The following is a 16,919-nucleotide window of genomic DNA, read 5'->3' as shown; positions in this document are numbered from 1 at the left end:
GACCGACACATCGGCGCCGGCACGAATCGCGGCACTGATGGTGGGATGGCCGTAGAAGGCGGAGTCGCCGCGGACCAGAACCTTCGGCGCGCCGTTGCCGCTGGTTCCTGCAGCCTGGGTGCGCAGCCGGTCTACGGTGGTCAGGGCGTCGGAGACCATCCGGGCGGCCCCGCGTGCGGAGCCGCAGGCTCCGCGGCGCAGGCGTTGGGTGAGGATCACCGGCGCACAGGTCTCGGTGGTGACGGTGGTGAGCAGGGCGTTCAGCCCGCGGATCCCGGAGTAGCCGTAGCCGGAGCCTTGTTTGCCGTGGCCGTGGACCTCGATGATCGTATCGTCGATATCGACCAGTACCCGCCCGGTGTCGATGCCGGTGACCAGCGGGGTCTTCGCGGCGAGAGCGCCCAGGAACCGCGAGGCGACGGCGTCGAGTTGGCGGACGTGCCCGAAGGTGAACTGGCGAAGGAACGATCCCAGTGTCGACGGTGCGTACGGGCGGTCGAAGACGGTCCCCATCGCCCCGTGCCGCACAATGGCCAGGTCGGCGATGCTGTCGGCGCCGGCGACCATCCCACCGATCAGGGACCCGATCTTGCGGCCGGCATGGGATCCTTTGTCGGTCGGCACGCTCAGGTGCTGATCGGCGAGGGTGAGCAGGCCGCTGGCCTGCGCCAATGCCATCACCGGGACCAGGCCGGCGGTCGCCACGAGATTCGGGTCGTCGAACCTTGCCGCAGCAACGGGTCGGGTGTGAGATAGTTGCACCTGCGAGATGCCCTTCGTTGTGGCCGAATGCGATCCTCAAGAAATCTCATTCTTTCACTACGGCAGGGCATTTCGCGTCTACGACCCGCGCTCGACTGCTATTGGATCGGCGCATCCAGGCTTATGCTGGCGATCCCATCGGCATCCGCGGCCCCGACGACCGCTGCGGTCGGTGATTTCGGTGGCTGCCTGGCAGCCCAGCAACAGGGCGACCTGCTGCTCATGGTCGATCAGTCCGGCAGCCTCCAGGGGTCCGACCCCGACGCGGCGCGCGTGTCCGCCGCCAACTACCTGCTCGAGCAACTCAACACGTTCGGTGGGTCCGCGGGTGTGGAACTCAACGTGGCGATCGCCGGATTCTCCGACGACTTCACCGTCCACGCACCGTGGACCCGACTCGACAACGGTTCGCTGCCCGCCCTGCAGGGTGAGGTCGAGAGGTTCCGCACGCGTACCGACGGCATCGACACCGACTACTGGAACGCGCTCGACGGTGCCCGCCGCACGCTCGCGGAACGCGACGGCCAATTGGCGTCCAACCGCTGCCAGGCGGTGGCGTGGTTCTCCGACGGAAAACTCGACTTCACCGTCCGCGACGCCGAGAAGCCCTACGCGCAGGGAGTTTCCCTGGGCAGCGATCAGGGCGTCCAGCAGGTGGTGGAGGCCGCCCGGGAGTCGATTTGTCGCCCCGCCGGCATCGCCGATCAGCTGCGCTCGTCGGGAATCGTCACGTTCGCGGTGGGCCTCGCCGCGGGCACCGCACAGCCCAGCGAATTCGACCTGATGCGGTCGATCGCCACGGGCGGCGACGGGGCGTGCGGAAAGGCCACGTCATCGTCGCCCGGTGACTTCTACCTTGCGCAAAATATCGACGACCTGTTGTTCGCGTTCGACGCGTTCAGCACACCCGGTCAGGCGCCGATCGAGGGCGAGACCGGTGTCTGTGTCGTGAGTGTGTGTGAGGAGGCGCAGCACCGTTTCGTGCTCGACGACTCGATCAGTTCGGTCACGGTGCTCGGCTCGGCCGACGCGGAAGGGCTGATCCCGACCCTGGTCGCTCCGAGCGGGGCGCAACTCGCACTCGACCGCGGCGGCGCGCCCACGACCGCGGCACTGGACGGCGCCCAGGTGGCGTATCGGTGGATGTCGCCCCGTTCGGTCAGTTTCACGATGAGCAAGTCCACCGATTCCGCCCAGTGGCAGGGCATGTGGGCGCTCGTGTTCGTCGATCCCGACGGCTCCAGCCCGCTGGCCCGCTCCAAGACGAACATCCATATCTCGGGCAATCTGTTCCCGGCCTGGCTCGGCATGGATACGACGGCCGTGCACAGCGGCGAGAAGACGTCCGCCATCCGCCTGGGAATCGTCGACTCCGATCGGAACGAGATCGACCCCGCGGACCTGCTGGGTAGCGCCGCCCTGTCGGTGTCGCTGACCGATGCGGGGAACGTCGATCACCCGTTGGTCGATCGGATTGCCAAGGAGCGTATCGGCGATCCTGTCGAACTCGATTTCACCGAGGTTCCGCCGGGTGGGGCGACGCTGCGGCTCACACTGGATGTGACGACGGCCGACGCCCGATCCGCGTCCGGTGACGTCATCGCCCCGGGCACGGCGTTGACACCGCAGTTCGTCGATGTCCCGCTCACGGTGTCTCCGCCGATCGGTTACCCCGCCGTGCCGCCGAAGGTCGATTTCGGCACCGTCGAGGGCGCCGGCCAGTTCGCCGCGACTATCCCGATCACCGGGCCCGGTTGCGTGTGGTTCGACCAGGCCGCACCGGTCGCGCTCGACGCCGTGCCCGACGGAGTCGGTGACGTCGGTGTCTCCGCCGGCACCGCGCCGTCCGCCGCGGACTGCCTCGAGGTCGGTGAGGGCCAGCAGGCGAATCTTCCCGTCGACCTGTCTGTTCCGGCAGCCGGCAACGGCTCCCTCAACGGGTCGATTCCGCTGATGATGTCCCCTCCCGGTGAGCCCGACCGCGCCCTGCCGATCACCGTCGCGTTCACCGCCGAACTGCAGAAGCCGCTCAACAGCGGGCGGTTCTGGCTCGTGTTCGTGCTGGTGCTCCTGGTCAGCATCGCAGTGCCGCCGCTCGTGCTCTACGGCATCAAGTGGTGGACCGCCCGGATTCCGGCGAAGACGCTCAAGGCGATGCGCGTCGGAGTCACCATCGAGGGCGGGCAGGTTCTGCGGGACGGTGTCGAGTTCGGGATCCGGGAGAGCGACCTGAGTCAGCTCGTGCGGGGGCTCAACAAACCCGCTCGCGGCCTGGATGTCGAGGGTGTGGAGTTGCGGACGCGGATCGGTCTGTCGCCGTTCGGGCCGGGATACGTGGTCGCGCAACAGCCCGGCCTCGTCGCGGCTTCGGGAGCCGAACCGGGCGTCGACCGGCTCACGGGCGGTGCGCGACTTCCCCTGGCCATCCACAACAACTGGGTCGTGCTGCACGATCCGGACGGACCGGCGAACCTGGCGACCGTGCTGCTGCTCGTCGGCGGTGACGCCACGGACGAGAGCAACCGCCGACTGGTCGCCGATCTGGTGCGCAAGGTGCCGGGCCGGGTGGCCGACCTGAGGGCCGATCACCCCGGCACGACCCGGGCCGCGACGCCCCCGCGTGTGCCGTCGGCGTCCGACCCCTTCGGTGCTCCGTCCGCCCCGACGTTCGGTGCGGCACCCACCTGGGACGCGACCCCGACGTTCGGCGGGACGGCGCCGAGCGGCTCGTCGGTCCCGTCCCGCTCGTCCGCCGGCGATCCCTTCGATCCGTTCCGGCCACCCGGGTCCTGACATGGATCGTCCTCGACTTCAAGCTCTCTCTTCTGTGAAAGGACCGTAATGAGGCGGTTTCTCGTAGTCGGTTGCGGTGGTTCCGGCGCTGTCACCCTCGCGTACATGATGGATCAGCTTCGCTCGGATCTCGCTGCGGCGGGCATCGACCGGATCCCCGGCGGGTGGCAGTTCGTCAGCATCGACGTGCCGACGGCACCCGAGGCGGGACCGGACGGCCTCGACAACGTCCGCGATCAGGGCGGCTTCTACTTCGGGTAGCGGCCCTCAGGGTGATTCGTACGCGGTGCTGGACAATGCGCTGACCAACCAGCTCACCGCGAAGCAGAGCCTCGACGAGATCGCCACGTGGGCACCTCGTGACCCGTCGTCGGTGACGGTGCCCATCGGATCCGGTGCAGGCCAGTACCGCTCACTCGGCCGCATGATCACGCTGAGCAAGGCCGGCGGCATCCGCGACATACTGCAGCGGGCGTGGGATCAGCTGTCGACGGTCGAGACGGCCAGCCAGATGTCTTCGCTGAACGTGCCCGGCGGCGGTTCCTTCGAGCAGGGCGAGTCGCCGATCGTGCTCGTGGTGTCGTCGATGGCAGGCGGCGCCGGCGCGTCGATGGCCCTCGACGTGTGCCGTCTGCTCACGCTGATCCCGGGACTCGACCCGCGTCTGATGGGCGTGTTCATGGTGGCCCCGGACATCTTCGACGGTCTCGGCAAGAGCGCGACCACTGGTGTCCGGGCCAACGCGCTGGCGATGCTCGGCGAGATCGTCGCCAGCCAGCTCGGTTCGGCGCGCGAGCACGACGTGGAGATCCTGCGCGCACTCGGGCAGCAGTACGGGGCGGGCGAGAAGGTTCCGTTCGCGCGGGTGTTCCCGGTGGGCCGCAAGGTCGGTGTGGAGGGCGCACCGTTCGGTGACGGCTCGCAGAAGGCGATCTACCGTGGCCTGGCCCGCGGCCTCGCCGGGATGATGATGAGCGGCGCGGCGACTCGTCAGTTCGTGCAGTACGACCTGACCAACGGTGCGGGACTGCCGGGCCAGCGGGAGAACATCGGGTGGGGCGGTCAGTGGGACAACCTGCCGTGGGGAACCTATGGGTTCTCCAGCTTGAGCATGGGCCGCGACCGGTACGCCGAGTACTCCGCGCAGCGGCTGGCTCGCAGCGCCGTCGACCGCCTGCTCGACGGCCACCGCTCACCGGGCAGTCCGGTGTCCGACGAGGATCAGGTCAACTCGATTCTCGACGGTCAGTGGAACAGCCTGCTCGCGGCGATGGGACTCCCGATCGCGCACGCGGACGCGCGGGGCGCGCAGATGGGGGTGGGCGCCTGGCTCACGTCCGTGGTGCTGCCGTCCACGGATGCCAATCGGATGGCCGGTCAGACGGTGGAACTCGAACTGCGCGGGCACCTCCCGTCGGGCTCCGGCCTGGTGGCGGGACAGTGGGTTCCGGAGATCCGGCAGGCGCTGGGACGCCGACGTCAGGCGCTGACGAGTTCGGCCGAGCAGCATGCGGTCGCGCACGCGTACGTGTGGCACAAGGGTCTGGTGGACCGGATCGAGGGGACGGTCGGCAGGTCGATCGCCCAGCTGGGTCTCCCGTATGCCACCGCGCTGGTCAGCCGTCTGCTCACGTACTGCAAGGACTCGGTGCGGACCGGTGCCGAGGACCTGTCTCGCCGGGCGCCCGAGGACATCACGGCACAGACCGCCGAAGCCACGCAGGTGCTCACCAACCTCAAGGGCAGCATCGAGAGTGACGCGGAGATCCTCGATCGGATCGTCGCCGACTGCCGCGACAACGTCTACCGCCAGCTGTATGCGTCGCTGTCCGGCAAGGTCGCCGAGGTGATCGCGGCGCTGGTGCCGGAGGTCCTGCGGCCGCTTCTCGACGCGTTGAACGAGGAGCAGACCGCGCTGCGCCGCGCCCGCAACAAGCCCGCGAGCGATGTCGGGCTCGCCCGGCTGGCGACGGATCAGTACGGCGCGTGGCCCGCCGACAAGGCCGATCGGGTGCCGAAGCGGTTCGCGGAAGCCAACAACGAGGTGATGCTCACCCCGTCGGCGGACTTCATGGATCAGTACCGGGGAGATCTGCCGCTTGCCGTCACGGCCTCCGAGACCGGGACGCCGCCGTTCGCGGCGGCGGTCGAGCAAGCGGTCGCGAGCGTCGTGACGGGGCTGTGGACGACGGTCGACGGCACCCGGGCGCCGGGGGAGGACCACTCCCTCGTCGAGCGCACGGCGGCCTGGCGGTCGCGGGCGTTCCCGATCGACCCGAACACGCGTGAGGCGCTGGTGCCGTCCTCGGCGCGCTATGACGTGCACGTCCGTCCCGTCGAGTTGCTCGATCGGGCGCGGAAGTTCGTCGGACGCACCGGCGAATCGTTCGACCGGTTCTGCCGGGTGTCGCTCCGCGAGTACATCGAGGATCACACCGTGCCCGCGTATGCGATCGAGGAGCGGCGGGAACGTCTGCAGTGCAAGTTCACCGAGGCGCTCTCGCTGGCCCGGCCGCTGGCCAGCGTCAATCAGCAGGCGCTCGAGGCGCTGCACCCGGGACAGCAGGTGGAGTACCGCTACAAGTTCACGTCGGTGCCGTTCCTCAACCTGCCGGTGGCGGACACGCTGTCGCAGGTGCTGCAGAAGGACCCGATGATCGATCACGAGACGAAGGGGGAGTTCGCGCGACTGCTGTCCGACGAGGACCGGCTCACCCGCATCGACATCTTCGGCTCGTACCCCAATTACTCCCCGCTGGCGTACGACTCCGTGCTCGGGCCCGCCGCGAAGCAGTGGGCGGATTCGACCCCGGCGCAGCAGGAATCGTTCTGGCGGTGGCGCCGGTCGCGTCCGCTGGCCGCCTCGCTGCCGATGCACCGCGACGAACGGCGCGCGATGACCGCCGGGTGGTTCCTCGGGTTGGCGATCGGACAGGTGCGGTTGCCCGCGGCCCCGTACGACGAACCGGTCCGGGTGTGGGACGCCGGCATCGGTGACTGGGTGGACTTCCCGAACCCGCTGCTCACCCCGCCGTCGCGGTTCACGGTCAGCAACGACTGGCTGCCTGCGGTGCTCGAATCGGTGTTGCTGGCGATGGCGCAGTCGCACGAGCCGCCGGTCATGCACTCGATGCTGCCCTATCGGGCGTTGCGGGCGGTCTACGACTCGTCCGCGGAAGACCCGGTCAGCGGCATCCACGAGGTGTCCGCGAAGGCACGGCTGACCGCCTGGCTGCGCACGGGTGTGCCGGTCACGGGATGGCAGTCGCAGGTGGAGAACACCGGACCGGACGTTTCCGTGGCCGAGCGCGCCGGCAACGCCGTCGCATGGCTGTCCAAGATCCGTGACCTCGTCGGCGAGCACTACATGGAGCCCGGTCAGGACGGGGCACCCGGAGGTGGCGCCCTGTCGGTCGTCGGGTTGCGGGAACACGCCTCGCAGACACCGATCTTCCGCGACATCGCACCGGACGTGTATTGGGCGACGGGCGAATTGATCGCCCTGATCGAGGAGTGCAAGGCGCGCGCGGAGCGACCGGAGCAGCCGAACCACGCTCCGGTGCACGCCGCGGCGCCGACCGCGATGGCGCATGCCCTCGTCCTCCCCGACGCCGGTCAGTTCTGACATGAGCGTGTTGACGGTGTTCCTCGCCGCGGACGGTCCGGCGCAGGGTGTGCGGGATGTGCTCCGTGATCTGTCCGCGGCCGGACTGGTGTCGCCGTTCCTGTGGATCGACGACTCCGCGGTGGTCGCCGACAGCACCCGCCTGCGGGCGCGGGAAGCCGACGCGGGTACCGACACGGCGGTGGTCCTGCAGGACGTGCTGGCCTCGCGGCGCATCGACCGGGTGCGTATCTGCGTTCTGGTTGCCGGCGCCACCCAGGTCGATCCGGAGTCGGTGCGGTTCGTCTCCGAGCTGCTCACGTCCAACTCCGGGGGAGCGCGGTCCAGCCGGTTGCGACTGCTGTTGCGCCGACCCGGGGCCGAGGACGGGGGCGCGACGACGCTCGCCGGCTGGCACAACCTGCTGATCGCCCCGGAGGACTCGCGTGGACCGGGCATGGGGCACGAATCTCTCGCGCCGACAGCGGATCCCCTCGCCGTCGGGCGGCACGCCGCCCCGGTGATCGCGGGTGTGACCGGACTGTGGAACGACGCGCAGCACGCCCCGTTCGACGACGAACCCGTGCTCCCCGGCAATGCGCTGCGCGTGGTCCGGTCCTATTACCGGCGCCTGGACACGGCCCGGGCCGAGCACGACCTCCGCTCGGAGCTGCTCGATTTCGGCGGGCTGATGCCGCTGCCGCACGACGCCGGCACCAACGTGCTGTATGCCGACGACGTCGCGTTGGCCACGTCGACGATGGCTCGGGCGTTGTGGCGCAAGCACAGTGCGCTGCTCAGCGGTGAACGCGCGGAAGCACCGGGCCCGGTCGAGCCGCGCACCATCCGGTTCGTGCAGGCCCTGCGGATGTTCTTCTCCTTCCTGTTCGCGGTGCTGCGGAATGCGCCGGCCCAGTGGGTCGCGCGGGTGGCCAACCGGGCGTCGGCGTCGGTGGCGTCGGCAACGCAGACCACCCTGTTCGGATCCTCGACGCGGGGTGCCTATCGGGTTGTCGTGGGCGGTGTCGACGCGGACGGACACAAGGTCGCGTGGACCGACTACGAGGCGGCGTCCAAGCAGATCGGCGCGATGCTCGATGCTGCCGGTGCCACCCCGCAGCCGGTGACTCCGGACCTGTCGGCGCTGTGGCGCGACTACGCCCGCGCGGCCCTCACGCTGTCGGACGCCAGTGAGCGTTCCGCGGGCCTCCCGCCGGTGCAGGTGGGCGCGCATCGGGCCATCCTGCGGACCGCGGCGGATGTCATTCCCGGCCCGGGTGATCGGTTCACGGACATCCCGGGCATGGTGTCGGCGACGCTGAGCCTGCACGCGGTCGAGCCGGCAGACATTCTCGGGGTCACCGAGACCCGTGATCGTCTGCGGGAACTGGAGCAGGACCCGACGATCGGGCTGGACGCCCGCCGGACGAGTTCGGCCCTGGCTGCGTGGTGGAGCCGGAAGCAGCGCAGTTTCGCGGTGTCGTTCGGGTCGATCCTGACGAGCCGCCTCGACGCCACCGTCAACGAGTCCCGGGTGCTGCTCGAGCGCCTCGACACGTCGGAGCAGCGTCAGGACCTCGCCGAGGCGTGTGCCGAGCAGCAGGCGCACATGTTCCGTCGCGTGCGTATCGCGACCGTGCTCTTCCTGCTGCTCGCGGTTGCCGCCGGAGTGTTCGCGTGGCGGGAGATCATCTCCTGGTGGTGGGGTGGCCCGGCGATCGCCGTGTGCGTGCTGGCGTGGGCCGCGGTGGTGGCCATCGTGTGCCAGCGCACCCAGCAATTCCTCGAACGGCTGTTGGTCGAGCGGGACGCGGCCGCGCGGGCCGACGCCGCGGATCGGGCCAATCTGCGTGTCGCACTGCGGGAGATCGAGCACCTCACCGGGGCCTACCGGCAGTTCCTGTCGTGGAGCCGCGCCCTCGGCGCGTTCCTTGCCGAGCCGCTCGGTGCCAGTGAGCAGACTCGAACGACGTCCCGGACCGTGGGCTGGGGGTTGCCCCGGCACACCGCGATCGCATCCGGGACACCCAGCCCCGAGCAGGTGGAACGGGTGGCCGAGGCCCTGCGCCGCGACCTGTTCACGGTCGGCTGGCTGACCGATCCCTGGGACACGGTGCTGGGCTCGGCAGGCGCCGCGCTCGGCACCGCCGGCCACGACATCGACCGGGACCCGGGACTGCTGGCGGCAAAGCCCGGCGCCGGTTCCGGTTCGGCGCTCGACGAATGGTCGCTGCGCTTCGATCAGGGCAAGATCCGCGCGACCGGTGCCGCCGTGCTGTGGCAGCGGGCACTCGCCGAATTGACCGGCACCCGAGAAGAACTCGTCCACGGCCTCCTCGAGACCGTCGAGTACTTCGACGGGGGAGCGCCGCGCAGGGTCGGGGTCGACGAGTTCGTCGCCGGGATCGGCACGAGGTCGGATGGGGTCGCGTTCTTCGACCGGTCGATCTTCAGTGACACGGCGTCGACGAAGGGCCTGTCCGCCGTGTCGGGTGAGACGGTGACCCGCGTGCGCGTCGGCTGCGGGCTCGTCGCCGTCACGACCCAGTACACCGACGGACTGTCCGACGAGGATCTGCGTTCTGCCCACGGGCATCGCGTCGATGTGGTGGAGATGCAGAAGATTCCCGAGTTCGAGTTGCGTCCGGCCCGGCAGACTTCCACCAGCCACGACAGCGTCGCGCGAACTCCGTTCGTTGTCCCGGTCGTCGACGGCCTCAACTTCTGAAAGTGAGTGGAACCGTGACCGAGGTTGCCTCCCCCGCAGTGTCCGATGGCGCCCTGGCGGCGTTGCAGCAGTGGCGACAGCAGCAGATCGCCGACGGCCGGTTGCGCCCCGGCGTGGTCAAGGACACGCATCTGCAGCAGATCCTCCGATCGAACCGGCGCACCGCCGAGGAGATCGAGCCGATGCTGCCCCGGCAGGCGAAGGTGTTCGTCGACGACGTCGTCGCCGTGCTGACGTCGGCACCGACAGCGGCGACCGCCGGCCGCGCGACCGAACCCGTGGCATCACCGCCGCCGGTGGCCGCACCCGCGCCGGGCAGCGAGGACGTAGTGTCGTTGTGCACTGAGGACTTCTGCGAATTCCTGCACGCCGACTCGGATCACCCCGTCGGCGCGATGACGATCAGCACCGAGCCCACCGGTGGGCACCTGCTCGAGTGGGAGCCCCTGCCGGTGCAGGCGGGGCAGACGGTGCTGTACCGGGTCGTGTCCGGCGAGAACCATCGCGCCTACAAGCCGGAGGCGGGCCGGCTCGTCGGCGTCACCCGGGGCACGCTGCTCGTCGACACCGAGCCCCCGGCCGCCGCGGTGCGGCACCTGCAGGTCTGGTGCCACGTCGGACGCGACGAGCGGGGCGCCGTCCGCCGGCAGCCCGTCCTGATCGCCGAGGGCCAGATCCTCAGCCCGGTCACCGATGTCGTCGTGATGGAGGACGAGGGCGCCGTCATCGGCCAGTGGAGTGCCTGGCCCACCGTCAGCACCGTGCGCGTGCTGCGCATCCCGCTGGACGGCAGCGTCCGCGTCGACAACGACCAGCGGCACCGCATCCTCGCGGACCAGGCGAATCTCGGCGGGTTCGTCGATCGCGACGCCCGCCGCGGGCAGCGCTACCTCTACCGCGCGATCTGCGAGGTGGAGGTGGATGGGCACACCCGCCTGTCGGCGGTCGCGCAGGCCGAGATCGCGGTGTCGGCGGTGCTCGAGGAGGTCGAGGATCTGCACGTCACCACCCACGGGGACAGCGACAACCTGCGCTTCGATCTGCAGTGGACCCCGCCCGGTATCGGCTCCGTGGTGCTGTATCGCACGGAGTCGGCGCCGCGGGCTGGTCTCGACGGCGCGGTACTCGCCGCGGACGCGTTGGAGTTGTCGGGTGGACTTCCCGGTTCCGCGCGGCTGGTGCACCCGGCCGTCGCGGGCGAGGACGGCACGCACCGGATGACGGATGTGTCGTGGCCGCGGGGCTGGGTGCGCGTGTACTTCACCCCGGTGACGGCGCTCGACGGGCAGGTTCAGGTGGGCCGCACGTTCATCGCGACGCGTCCGCTGCCGCCGCTGCGTGATGTCCGGATCGTCGAACGCTGCTCCGAGCAGGTGCTCACGTTCCCGTGGCCGGAGGGTGCGGCGTCGGTATCCGTATACCTCAGTGCGCCGGAGATTTCCGCCGAGCACGCCATCGAGCAGCGTCCGATGGCCGAGATCTCCCGCTCGACGTATGACCGCGACGGCGGACTGCATCTGCCCGAACCGCTGCCGCCGCGGGGATGTTCCGTCCACGTCGTCTCCGTCGCCTACACGGCGGGTGAACGAATCGTCGGGATCCCGGCCACCGTGGAGTACCCGGGACTGCTGCGCATCGAGTACCGGCTGGAGACCAAGCGCTCACCGACCGGTAACGCCGCCACCGCCGTCATCCGGCTCGCGTCCGAACTCGAGCTGCCGACCGCACCGCCGTTCGTCGTGGTGTTCAACGCCGGGCGGCTCCCGCTCAGCGCCCGCGACGGCGAGCCCCTCGAGGTCCGCGGCGAGGGCCAGACCACGGCCGGTGCCCGGAGCTTCCACCCGCGCGGTCTGCGCAAGGAATTCGGGCAGCCCTGGACCGCGGACGTCACCGGCAAGGTGGGATTCCTGCGCGTCTTCGCCGATGTGCGGCCGGAGACCAACCGGACTCTCGCGCTGATCGACCCGCCGGTCGATCAGCTTCGCCTGCTCGACCTTCCGCCCGGACCGGTGGAATGAGCGCACCGCAGCAGACACCCGAACCGCCGCGGTTCGGTCAACTCACCTACACGTCGTTCGACGCTCCCGAGCGAGGCCGGGCGGGCGGCGGCTGGCAAGTCAAGGACGTCAGCGACGGCGTCAGCGCTGCCGAGCAGGAATTCATGCGCGCCGGTGTCGCGACCCGGTTCGACTCCGTGCAGGCACTTCCGCAGTTCCCGACACCGGCCGACATCGCGGCCCGACCGCGGCGCCTGGTCTACGCACCGACCGAGACCGGCGGCTGCTACTGGCACACGGCGCCCGCCGGTGCCGATGCGTCGGGACGTCCCGGCAACGTCTTCGCGCACGTCGTCGTCGACCGGGCGGCGGACGACGCCGTCCGCCCCATCGAACGGTGGGGTTCGCCCGACTGGCTCGCACCGTATGGCGCGGACGCGGTCGCAGCCGCCGAACTCCCCGACAGCGCGCCCGCACCCGGCGGAATCCTCGATCGCGCCGCCGTTCTCGAGTTCCTGCTCGATCCCGGAACGTGGCGCGTCGGTGTGCTCGGAGTTCTCCTCGACGCGGTCGACCAGGCGATGCACGGCGGTCCCGGCGTCGTGCTGGGGTGCGCCGACGCGGAGAACGCGGCCCGGTGGATCGGTGCGGTCTCGCATTTAATGTCGCCCGGTGCGGCGCAGACATTCGGCTGGTCGACCTTCGACCGCAGCTCGACCGTCGTCGACACCTTGTCCCGGGGCGTGCACCTGGCATGCGTGCCGGCGCGCGACGCCGTGGACGCCGTGGACGCTGTGGACGGCTGCGTCGTCCTCAGTGAGACCGACACCCCCGACCTCGGTGAATGGGGCGGGGAACCGCACCGAACGGCGACGGGGCAGCTGGTGCCGGTCACGGCGTGGTCGGTGCTCGCGCAGACCGTGCTCGTCGATCCCGACAGCGCCCGACGCGCACTCGACCACCAGGACACCCTGGCCGCCGCCGTGGGGGACCGCGACCTCGCCGGCGCCTGGCCGCTCGCCATGGCCGTGGTCGCGAATCCCGCACTGCACGACGCCCTGCCCGAGGCCACGGCTGTCGTGCTCGCGCAGTCACCGGACGCGCTGGCATCGTTCCCCGACGAACTGGCGGTCGTCGGTCACGTCGTGGACGAACACCTGCCCGGGAACATGGACGAGGCCTGCCGAGTGGTCGCGGAGTGGCACCGCTGAACATCTCGCGGGCGCCCTCGTCGTTCATGAATCCGGCGGCGATGCCGGTGCTGAAGGAATTGGCCATCAGCGCCCAACCCGTCGACGCGTCGGCCCGCGAGATCTCCTCGATCACTTCGAGTGCCTGAACGATGCCCAGCCCGCCGCCACCGAACTCCGTCGGGACGAGGGTCCAGAACAGCTCCGCCTCGGCGAGGGCCTCGTACACCGGCCTGGTGATCGTCGCGTCACGCTCGATCGCATCCGCTTCCTGCTCGACGATGCGAGCGACAGCCTTCGCCCGGGCGAGGTAGTCGACAGGCTCCCGATCGGCGAGGGCGGACACTGCTCGATCAACGGTTTGCGTCATGGAAATGACCTTCCTGGTATGCAACTCGGGTCGTCGTCCACCGCACGGTTGGGCGGGGACGAGATCGCGGTATGACCTGAATCACAATGGTCTGTTCGCGCGTTGCACACAGGCGGGTGACCACGTGGTCCACTACGTGGTCACCCGGTCGGGTAATGCGGCGAGCGTGAAGCTCGCCGGTCGACTGTCCTGGGTTGCCGCGGTCACACGGCGTGAGAATCGCCGTGTGGGCGACGGGTCACCTGCTTCTTAGGTCCGCCCGCGGGCCCACCGCGGTGGCGGCCACGCCCCTGGTTGACTCGACATATGCCTGCCGAACTCGATGGCGGCGGAAACAGCCTGGCCACCGGCCATTGCCAATCGCTCGTCACTGCGTGGCGGAAGCAACTCGACCGAATTTCCGTAGGTCAGCACGGAACAGACCCCGTACTTTTCGAGGACCAGAATTCCCGGGTACAGCTCGCAGACCAGAGTCCGCGACCCGGGTTCGGTCGTGAAGTGTGTGGCCCTCACCGCGAGCACGGGCCGTCCCGCGACAACGCACGCGGTCCAGGTCGGCCGGGCCCAGGCGCCACGAGGCAGTTCGTTTCGGATCCTGTGCGGCCCGTCGAAGTAGCGGCTGAGCGCAGCGAAATCGACCAGGTCGCCGAATCGGTCGGCAGCAATCTGAGCCTGTGTCCCGGGAATGGTGAATGCCTCATGCATGTCATCCGGTAGCGGTTCGACCTCGTCGCCGAATGACAGCATCGTCTGGACGCGGCCCCCCTCGACGACGAGGACGCCTGGGTGCAGCTCGCCTACAAGCCGCCGTTCCCCGTGCCGTTCGATGTGTGTCGCCCCGACCTGCATCCATCCGTCGGTCTCGCGGCATTCGCCCGGGGAGTATGCGATTTTGTACCGCATCACCTGTTCCCACAAGGGCCGCGAGCGTGTCACCTGTCCCCGAAGCGCGGCGCCCAGAACGGCAGGTTGCGGAAGTAGTCGATGTCCTGGTCTTGATCGTCGAACGCGAAGGCGATGAGGTCGTCCCACTCGGGTCGCACGTTGCGGGCGACCGGCCACACCGTGTCCTGGCTGGTGTACAGGTAGTACCGCCGCGGCCCAGGAGCGGTGTCCTCCCAATTCACTTTGACCGAGCAACCATCGCCGGGGTTGCCGGTGATGACACCGCGAAGATGGAAGTCCATCACCGACACTGAATTGTCTCGGCGGTCGAACGGCACGTCGTCCGTCACGTTCTTCCGTGTCCGCACGACGATTCGTTCGCCAACCCGCATGTCGAGTACCTTGGGTTCGTAACGGGGATCGGGATCCATTCGCCACTCGCCGGACGCCATGAAGTCCTCCACCTGGTTGCGGCCTGATCGCTTGCTGCCGCTTCCGACGATCCAGTAGCACTCGTCTTCCTCGAGCTGGGCAACGTCGTCGGATTCCGTGTGCGGCATGATCTTTCCGGTGATTTCGGCATCGTCGTTGGTGGTCGGTTCGGGTGAGTTGTCAACTGACGCCGTGTCGGACGCTGCGGGAGTGGCGGGGCGGGGGTACTCGGGATAGGCGAATTGCACGACCTGCGGGCAGTGATATCTGGTGTAGACGCAGAAGTGCTTGCGCATGACGTCCAACACCAACCTCGCCGCGGCGGCAGTGACCTGTGGATCCGCGAGGAGTCGTTCCAGCTCTGTGAGTCCGCGGACCTGCAATCGCACCATGTCGCTACCCGCATCGTCGTACTGGACCGTCCTGATACGCAACTTGGGGTGACGCCGCCGGAGCCCCCACTTGGCTCGCGTGTTCGGGAACAGCACGCTTTCACGAACATTGACGAACCCGAAGAGTTCGCCGGGAACCCGCTTGTCTTCGTGTACGACGAAGGTTTCCATTTTTCCGACATTCACGCAAAACCGGCGTGGTGAGTGTGTGCCCGAGAACGTCCCAGCGCTGACACCCCAGTACTGAAATTCGGTTGCGCGAGGTACAGGCACGCACGACTCCAGGTACATTCGCAACACCTCGGTGACCGCCGTCGAATGTGGTGCGTCCGTGTAGCGCCGAGCAGCTGTCGAGTAACGAATCTCCTGCTCGGGGATTGCCTTCAACGGAGTCTGATCCCCACCGTTGTACTCACCAGGGTTCAGAATCCAGCGGGCCTGTTCCTCGTCGGACAGCAACTCGTCGAGCGCATCGCGTCCCGCTGTGATGCTGGCGTTGAGAATGTTGCGGAGCCGGACCTTCTTGCTCTCGAGTTCGTGTGTGAGGAATCGCTCGTGCTTCTTGAGCTCCTGCTTGGATGCCGTCTCCGGTAGGAGGCGTACCGAGGTGATCTCCGAGCCCCACTTGGCCGCATGACCTCCCATGCGTGATCGCAGGTCGACGGATTCGCCGACGTAGTACGTGTCGTTGTCGAAGCGGAGGAGGTAGTAGCCGCTCTGACGGGGACCGTTCGCCGGTAATGCCGTCGACCGGACGTCGCCGAAGGGAACCTCGGGAAGGAACCCACGCTTGTCTGCCCAGGCCGCTGCCGCATCCGTGTTGCTCATGCCGAAAACATTAGAGCCATGGCGGAGACGGATCTGTCGGCTGATCGATGCAATTTCTCCGCGTCAGTCGGGGCGATGCTGGACGGTGCAACTCACCGCGAGGGCTGCCTCCGTAGTTTGATCTTGTGGTCGGTCCGCGAGCTGCGCACAGGCGGGTGACCACGTGGTCCGCTACGTGGTCACCCAGTCGGGTAATGGAGCGAGCGTGAAGCTCACCCCGCTCACCCGGGCGAGTTCGGCCCGAAGGGGGACGGAGTGGGAACCCGCAATCCGCCGACGTCGACGCCGCTCGGACCGGCCTGCACACCGGGGACCGAGAGGGGGCCGACGGCCGCGCCGCCGATGTTCGCGGAGAAGCTGGGGTCGGGAGCGATGGCGCTACCGCCATTCGACTCCGCGGACGCGATGCCGGCACCCGCGGCGAGGACGAACGCTGCGGCGAGGAACGTGGTGGCGGTGCGATTCATGAACGTGGTGTGAGTGGACATCAGGGGCCTTTCGGGGATGGGTTCAGCGGGGAAGTCGCAGCGAAGGGCCGGCATTGGTGGGCAACCACAGGCCGGCCCCTCACATGCGATCAGCAGAAGACGCCGTTGAAGCAAAAGCTGCTGTTGCCGCCGTTGCCCGCATTCTGGGAGCCCTGGCTGTTTCCGTTGCCGATCTGAGCGCCGCCGACATTTGAGTTGAACCACCCACCGGGACCTCCGGGGCCGGCGGAGGCGACGCCCGACCCGGCGGCGAGGGCGACCCCGAGATGGCGAGAGCGGCTACCGTGCGCTTGATGGTGTTCGACATGTGAATCTCCTTGTTGAGAGGGGGTTTTGCTGACAACAAGAAGCTTGCCGGGCACGCGCCATCGGCGGTATTAACCCCAGGAGGGAACCTGATCACCACCCGCGAGCTGTTCCGCGGCGACCGGACCGTGCAGCCCGGTCGCC

At 68.8% G+C, this 16,919-nt stretch carries 9 protein-coding genes and 2 pseudogenes; 6 read left to right on the top strand and 5 right to left on the bottom strand.

The genetic code is table 11. The annotated features are described in order from the left end of the window. A partial coding sequence (locus ACFWAY_RS21870; RefSeq protein WP_378512094.1) for an IS1380 family transposase occupies nucleotides 1–762 on the bottom strand: 762 nt, incomplete at its 3' end. A gap of 123 nt (nucleotides 763–885) precedes the next feature. Between ACFWAY_RS21870 and ACFWAY_RS21865 the strand changes: the two genes are divergently transcribed. From ACFWAY_RS21865 to ACFWAY_RS21840, 6 genes and pseudogenes are all read left to right on the top strand, one after another. Beyond that, a complete protein-coding gene (locus ACFWAY_RS21865) occupies nucleotides 886–3,555 on the top strand; it encodes a VWA domain-containing protein (protein WP_378512093.1) in 2,670 nt (889 codons plus the stop codon). A 48-nt stretch (nucleotides 3,556–3,603) separates the two neighbouring features. After that, nucleotides 3,604–7,180: pseudogene (locus ACFWAY_RS21860) on the top strand (tubulin-like doman-containing protein). 1 nt (nucleotide 7,181) lies between these two features. Beyond that, nucleotides 7,182–9,887 (top strand): magnesium transporter, encoded by a 2,706-nt coding sequence (locus ACFWAY_RS21855; RefSeq protein WP_378512092.1) that lies wholly within the window; start codon nucleotides 7,182–7,184, stop codon nucleotides 9,885–9,887. 38 nt (nucleotides 9,888–9,925) lie between these two features. Next, nucleotides 9,926–11,905, top strand: coding sequence for a hypothetical protein (locus ACFWAY_RS21850; RefSeq protein WP_378512096.1), 1,980 nt, complete (start codon nucleotides 9,926–9,928; stop codon nucleotides 11,903–11,905). Further along, nucleotides 11,902–13,095, top strand: a complete 1,194-nt coding sequence (locus tag ACFWAY_RS21845; protein WP_378512091.1) for a hypothetical protein — start codon at nucleotides 11,902–11,904, stop codon at nucleotides 13,093–13,095. The genes ACFWAY_RS21850 and ACFWAY_RS21845 overlap by 4 nt, the downstream gene beginning before the upstream one ends. After that, entirely contained in the window at nucleotides 13,083–13,223 is a 141-nt protein-coding gene (locus ACFWAY_RS21840) for a hypothetical protein (protein ID WP_378512090.1), read from the top strand. Before ACFWAY_RS21845 ends, ACFWAY_RS21840 begins: the two co-directional genes overlap by 13 nt. Here the strand turns inward: ACFWAY_RS21840 and ACFWAY_RS21835 are convergent. From ACFWAY_RS21835 to ACFWAY_RS21820, 4 genes and pseudogenes are all read right to left on the bottom strand, one after another. Next, a pseudogene (locus ACFWAY_RS21835) lies at nucleotides 13,208–13,444 on the bottom strand (acyl-CoA dehydrogenase family protein); the annotation flags it as partial. The gene ACFWAY_RS21840 and the pseudogene ACFWAY_RS21835 sit on opposite strands and share 16 nt — an antisense overlap. A gap of 249 nt (nucleotides 13,445–13,693) precedes the next feature. Further along, a complete protein-coding gene (locus ACFWAY_RS21830; RefSeq protein ID WP_378512089.1) occupies nucleotides 13,694–14,347 on the bottom strand; it encodes a hypothetical protein in 654 nt (217 codons plus the stop codon). Between the two features lie 29 nt (nucleotides 14,348–14,376). Beyond that, nucleotides 14,377–15,981 (bottom strand): GIY-YIG nuclease family protein, encoded by a 1,605-nt coding sequence (locus ACFWAY_RS21825; protein ID WP_378512088.1) that lies wholly within the window; start codon nucleotides 15,979–15,981, stop codon nucleotides 14,377–14,379. A 221-nt stretch (nucleotides 15,982–16,202) separates the two neighbouring features. Beyond that, the gene (locus ACFWAY_RS21820; RefSeq protein ID WP_378512087.1) at nucleotides 16,203–16,469 is read right to left on the bottom strand and encodes a hypothetical protein; all 267 of its coding nucleotides are present in this window, start codon (nucleotides 16,467–16,469) and stop codon (nucleotides 16,203–16,205) included. Between the last annotated feature and the right edge of the window lie 450 nt (nucleotides 16,470–16,919).

The sequence above is a fragment of the Rhodococcus sp. NPDC059968 genome, assembly GCF_042738615.1.
Taxonomy (GTDB): Bacteria; Actinomycetota; Actinomycetes; order Mycobacteriales; family Mycobacteriaceae; genus Rhodococcus_F.
Note: the sequence above shows the minus strand (reverse complement) of the source record. Positions and strands in the feature narration are given on the sequence as shown.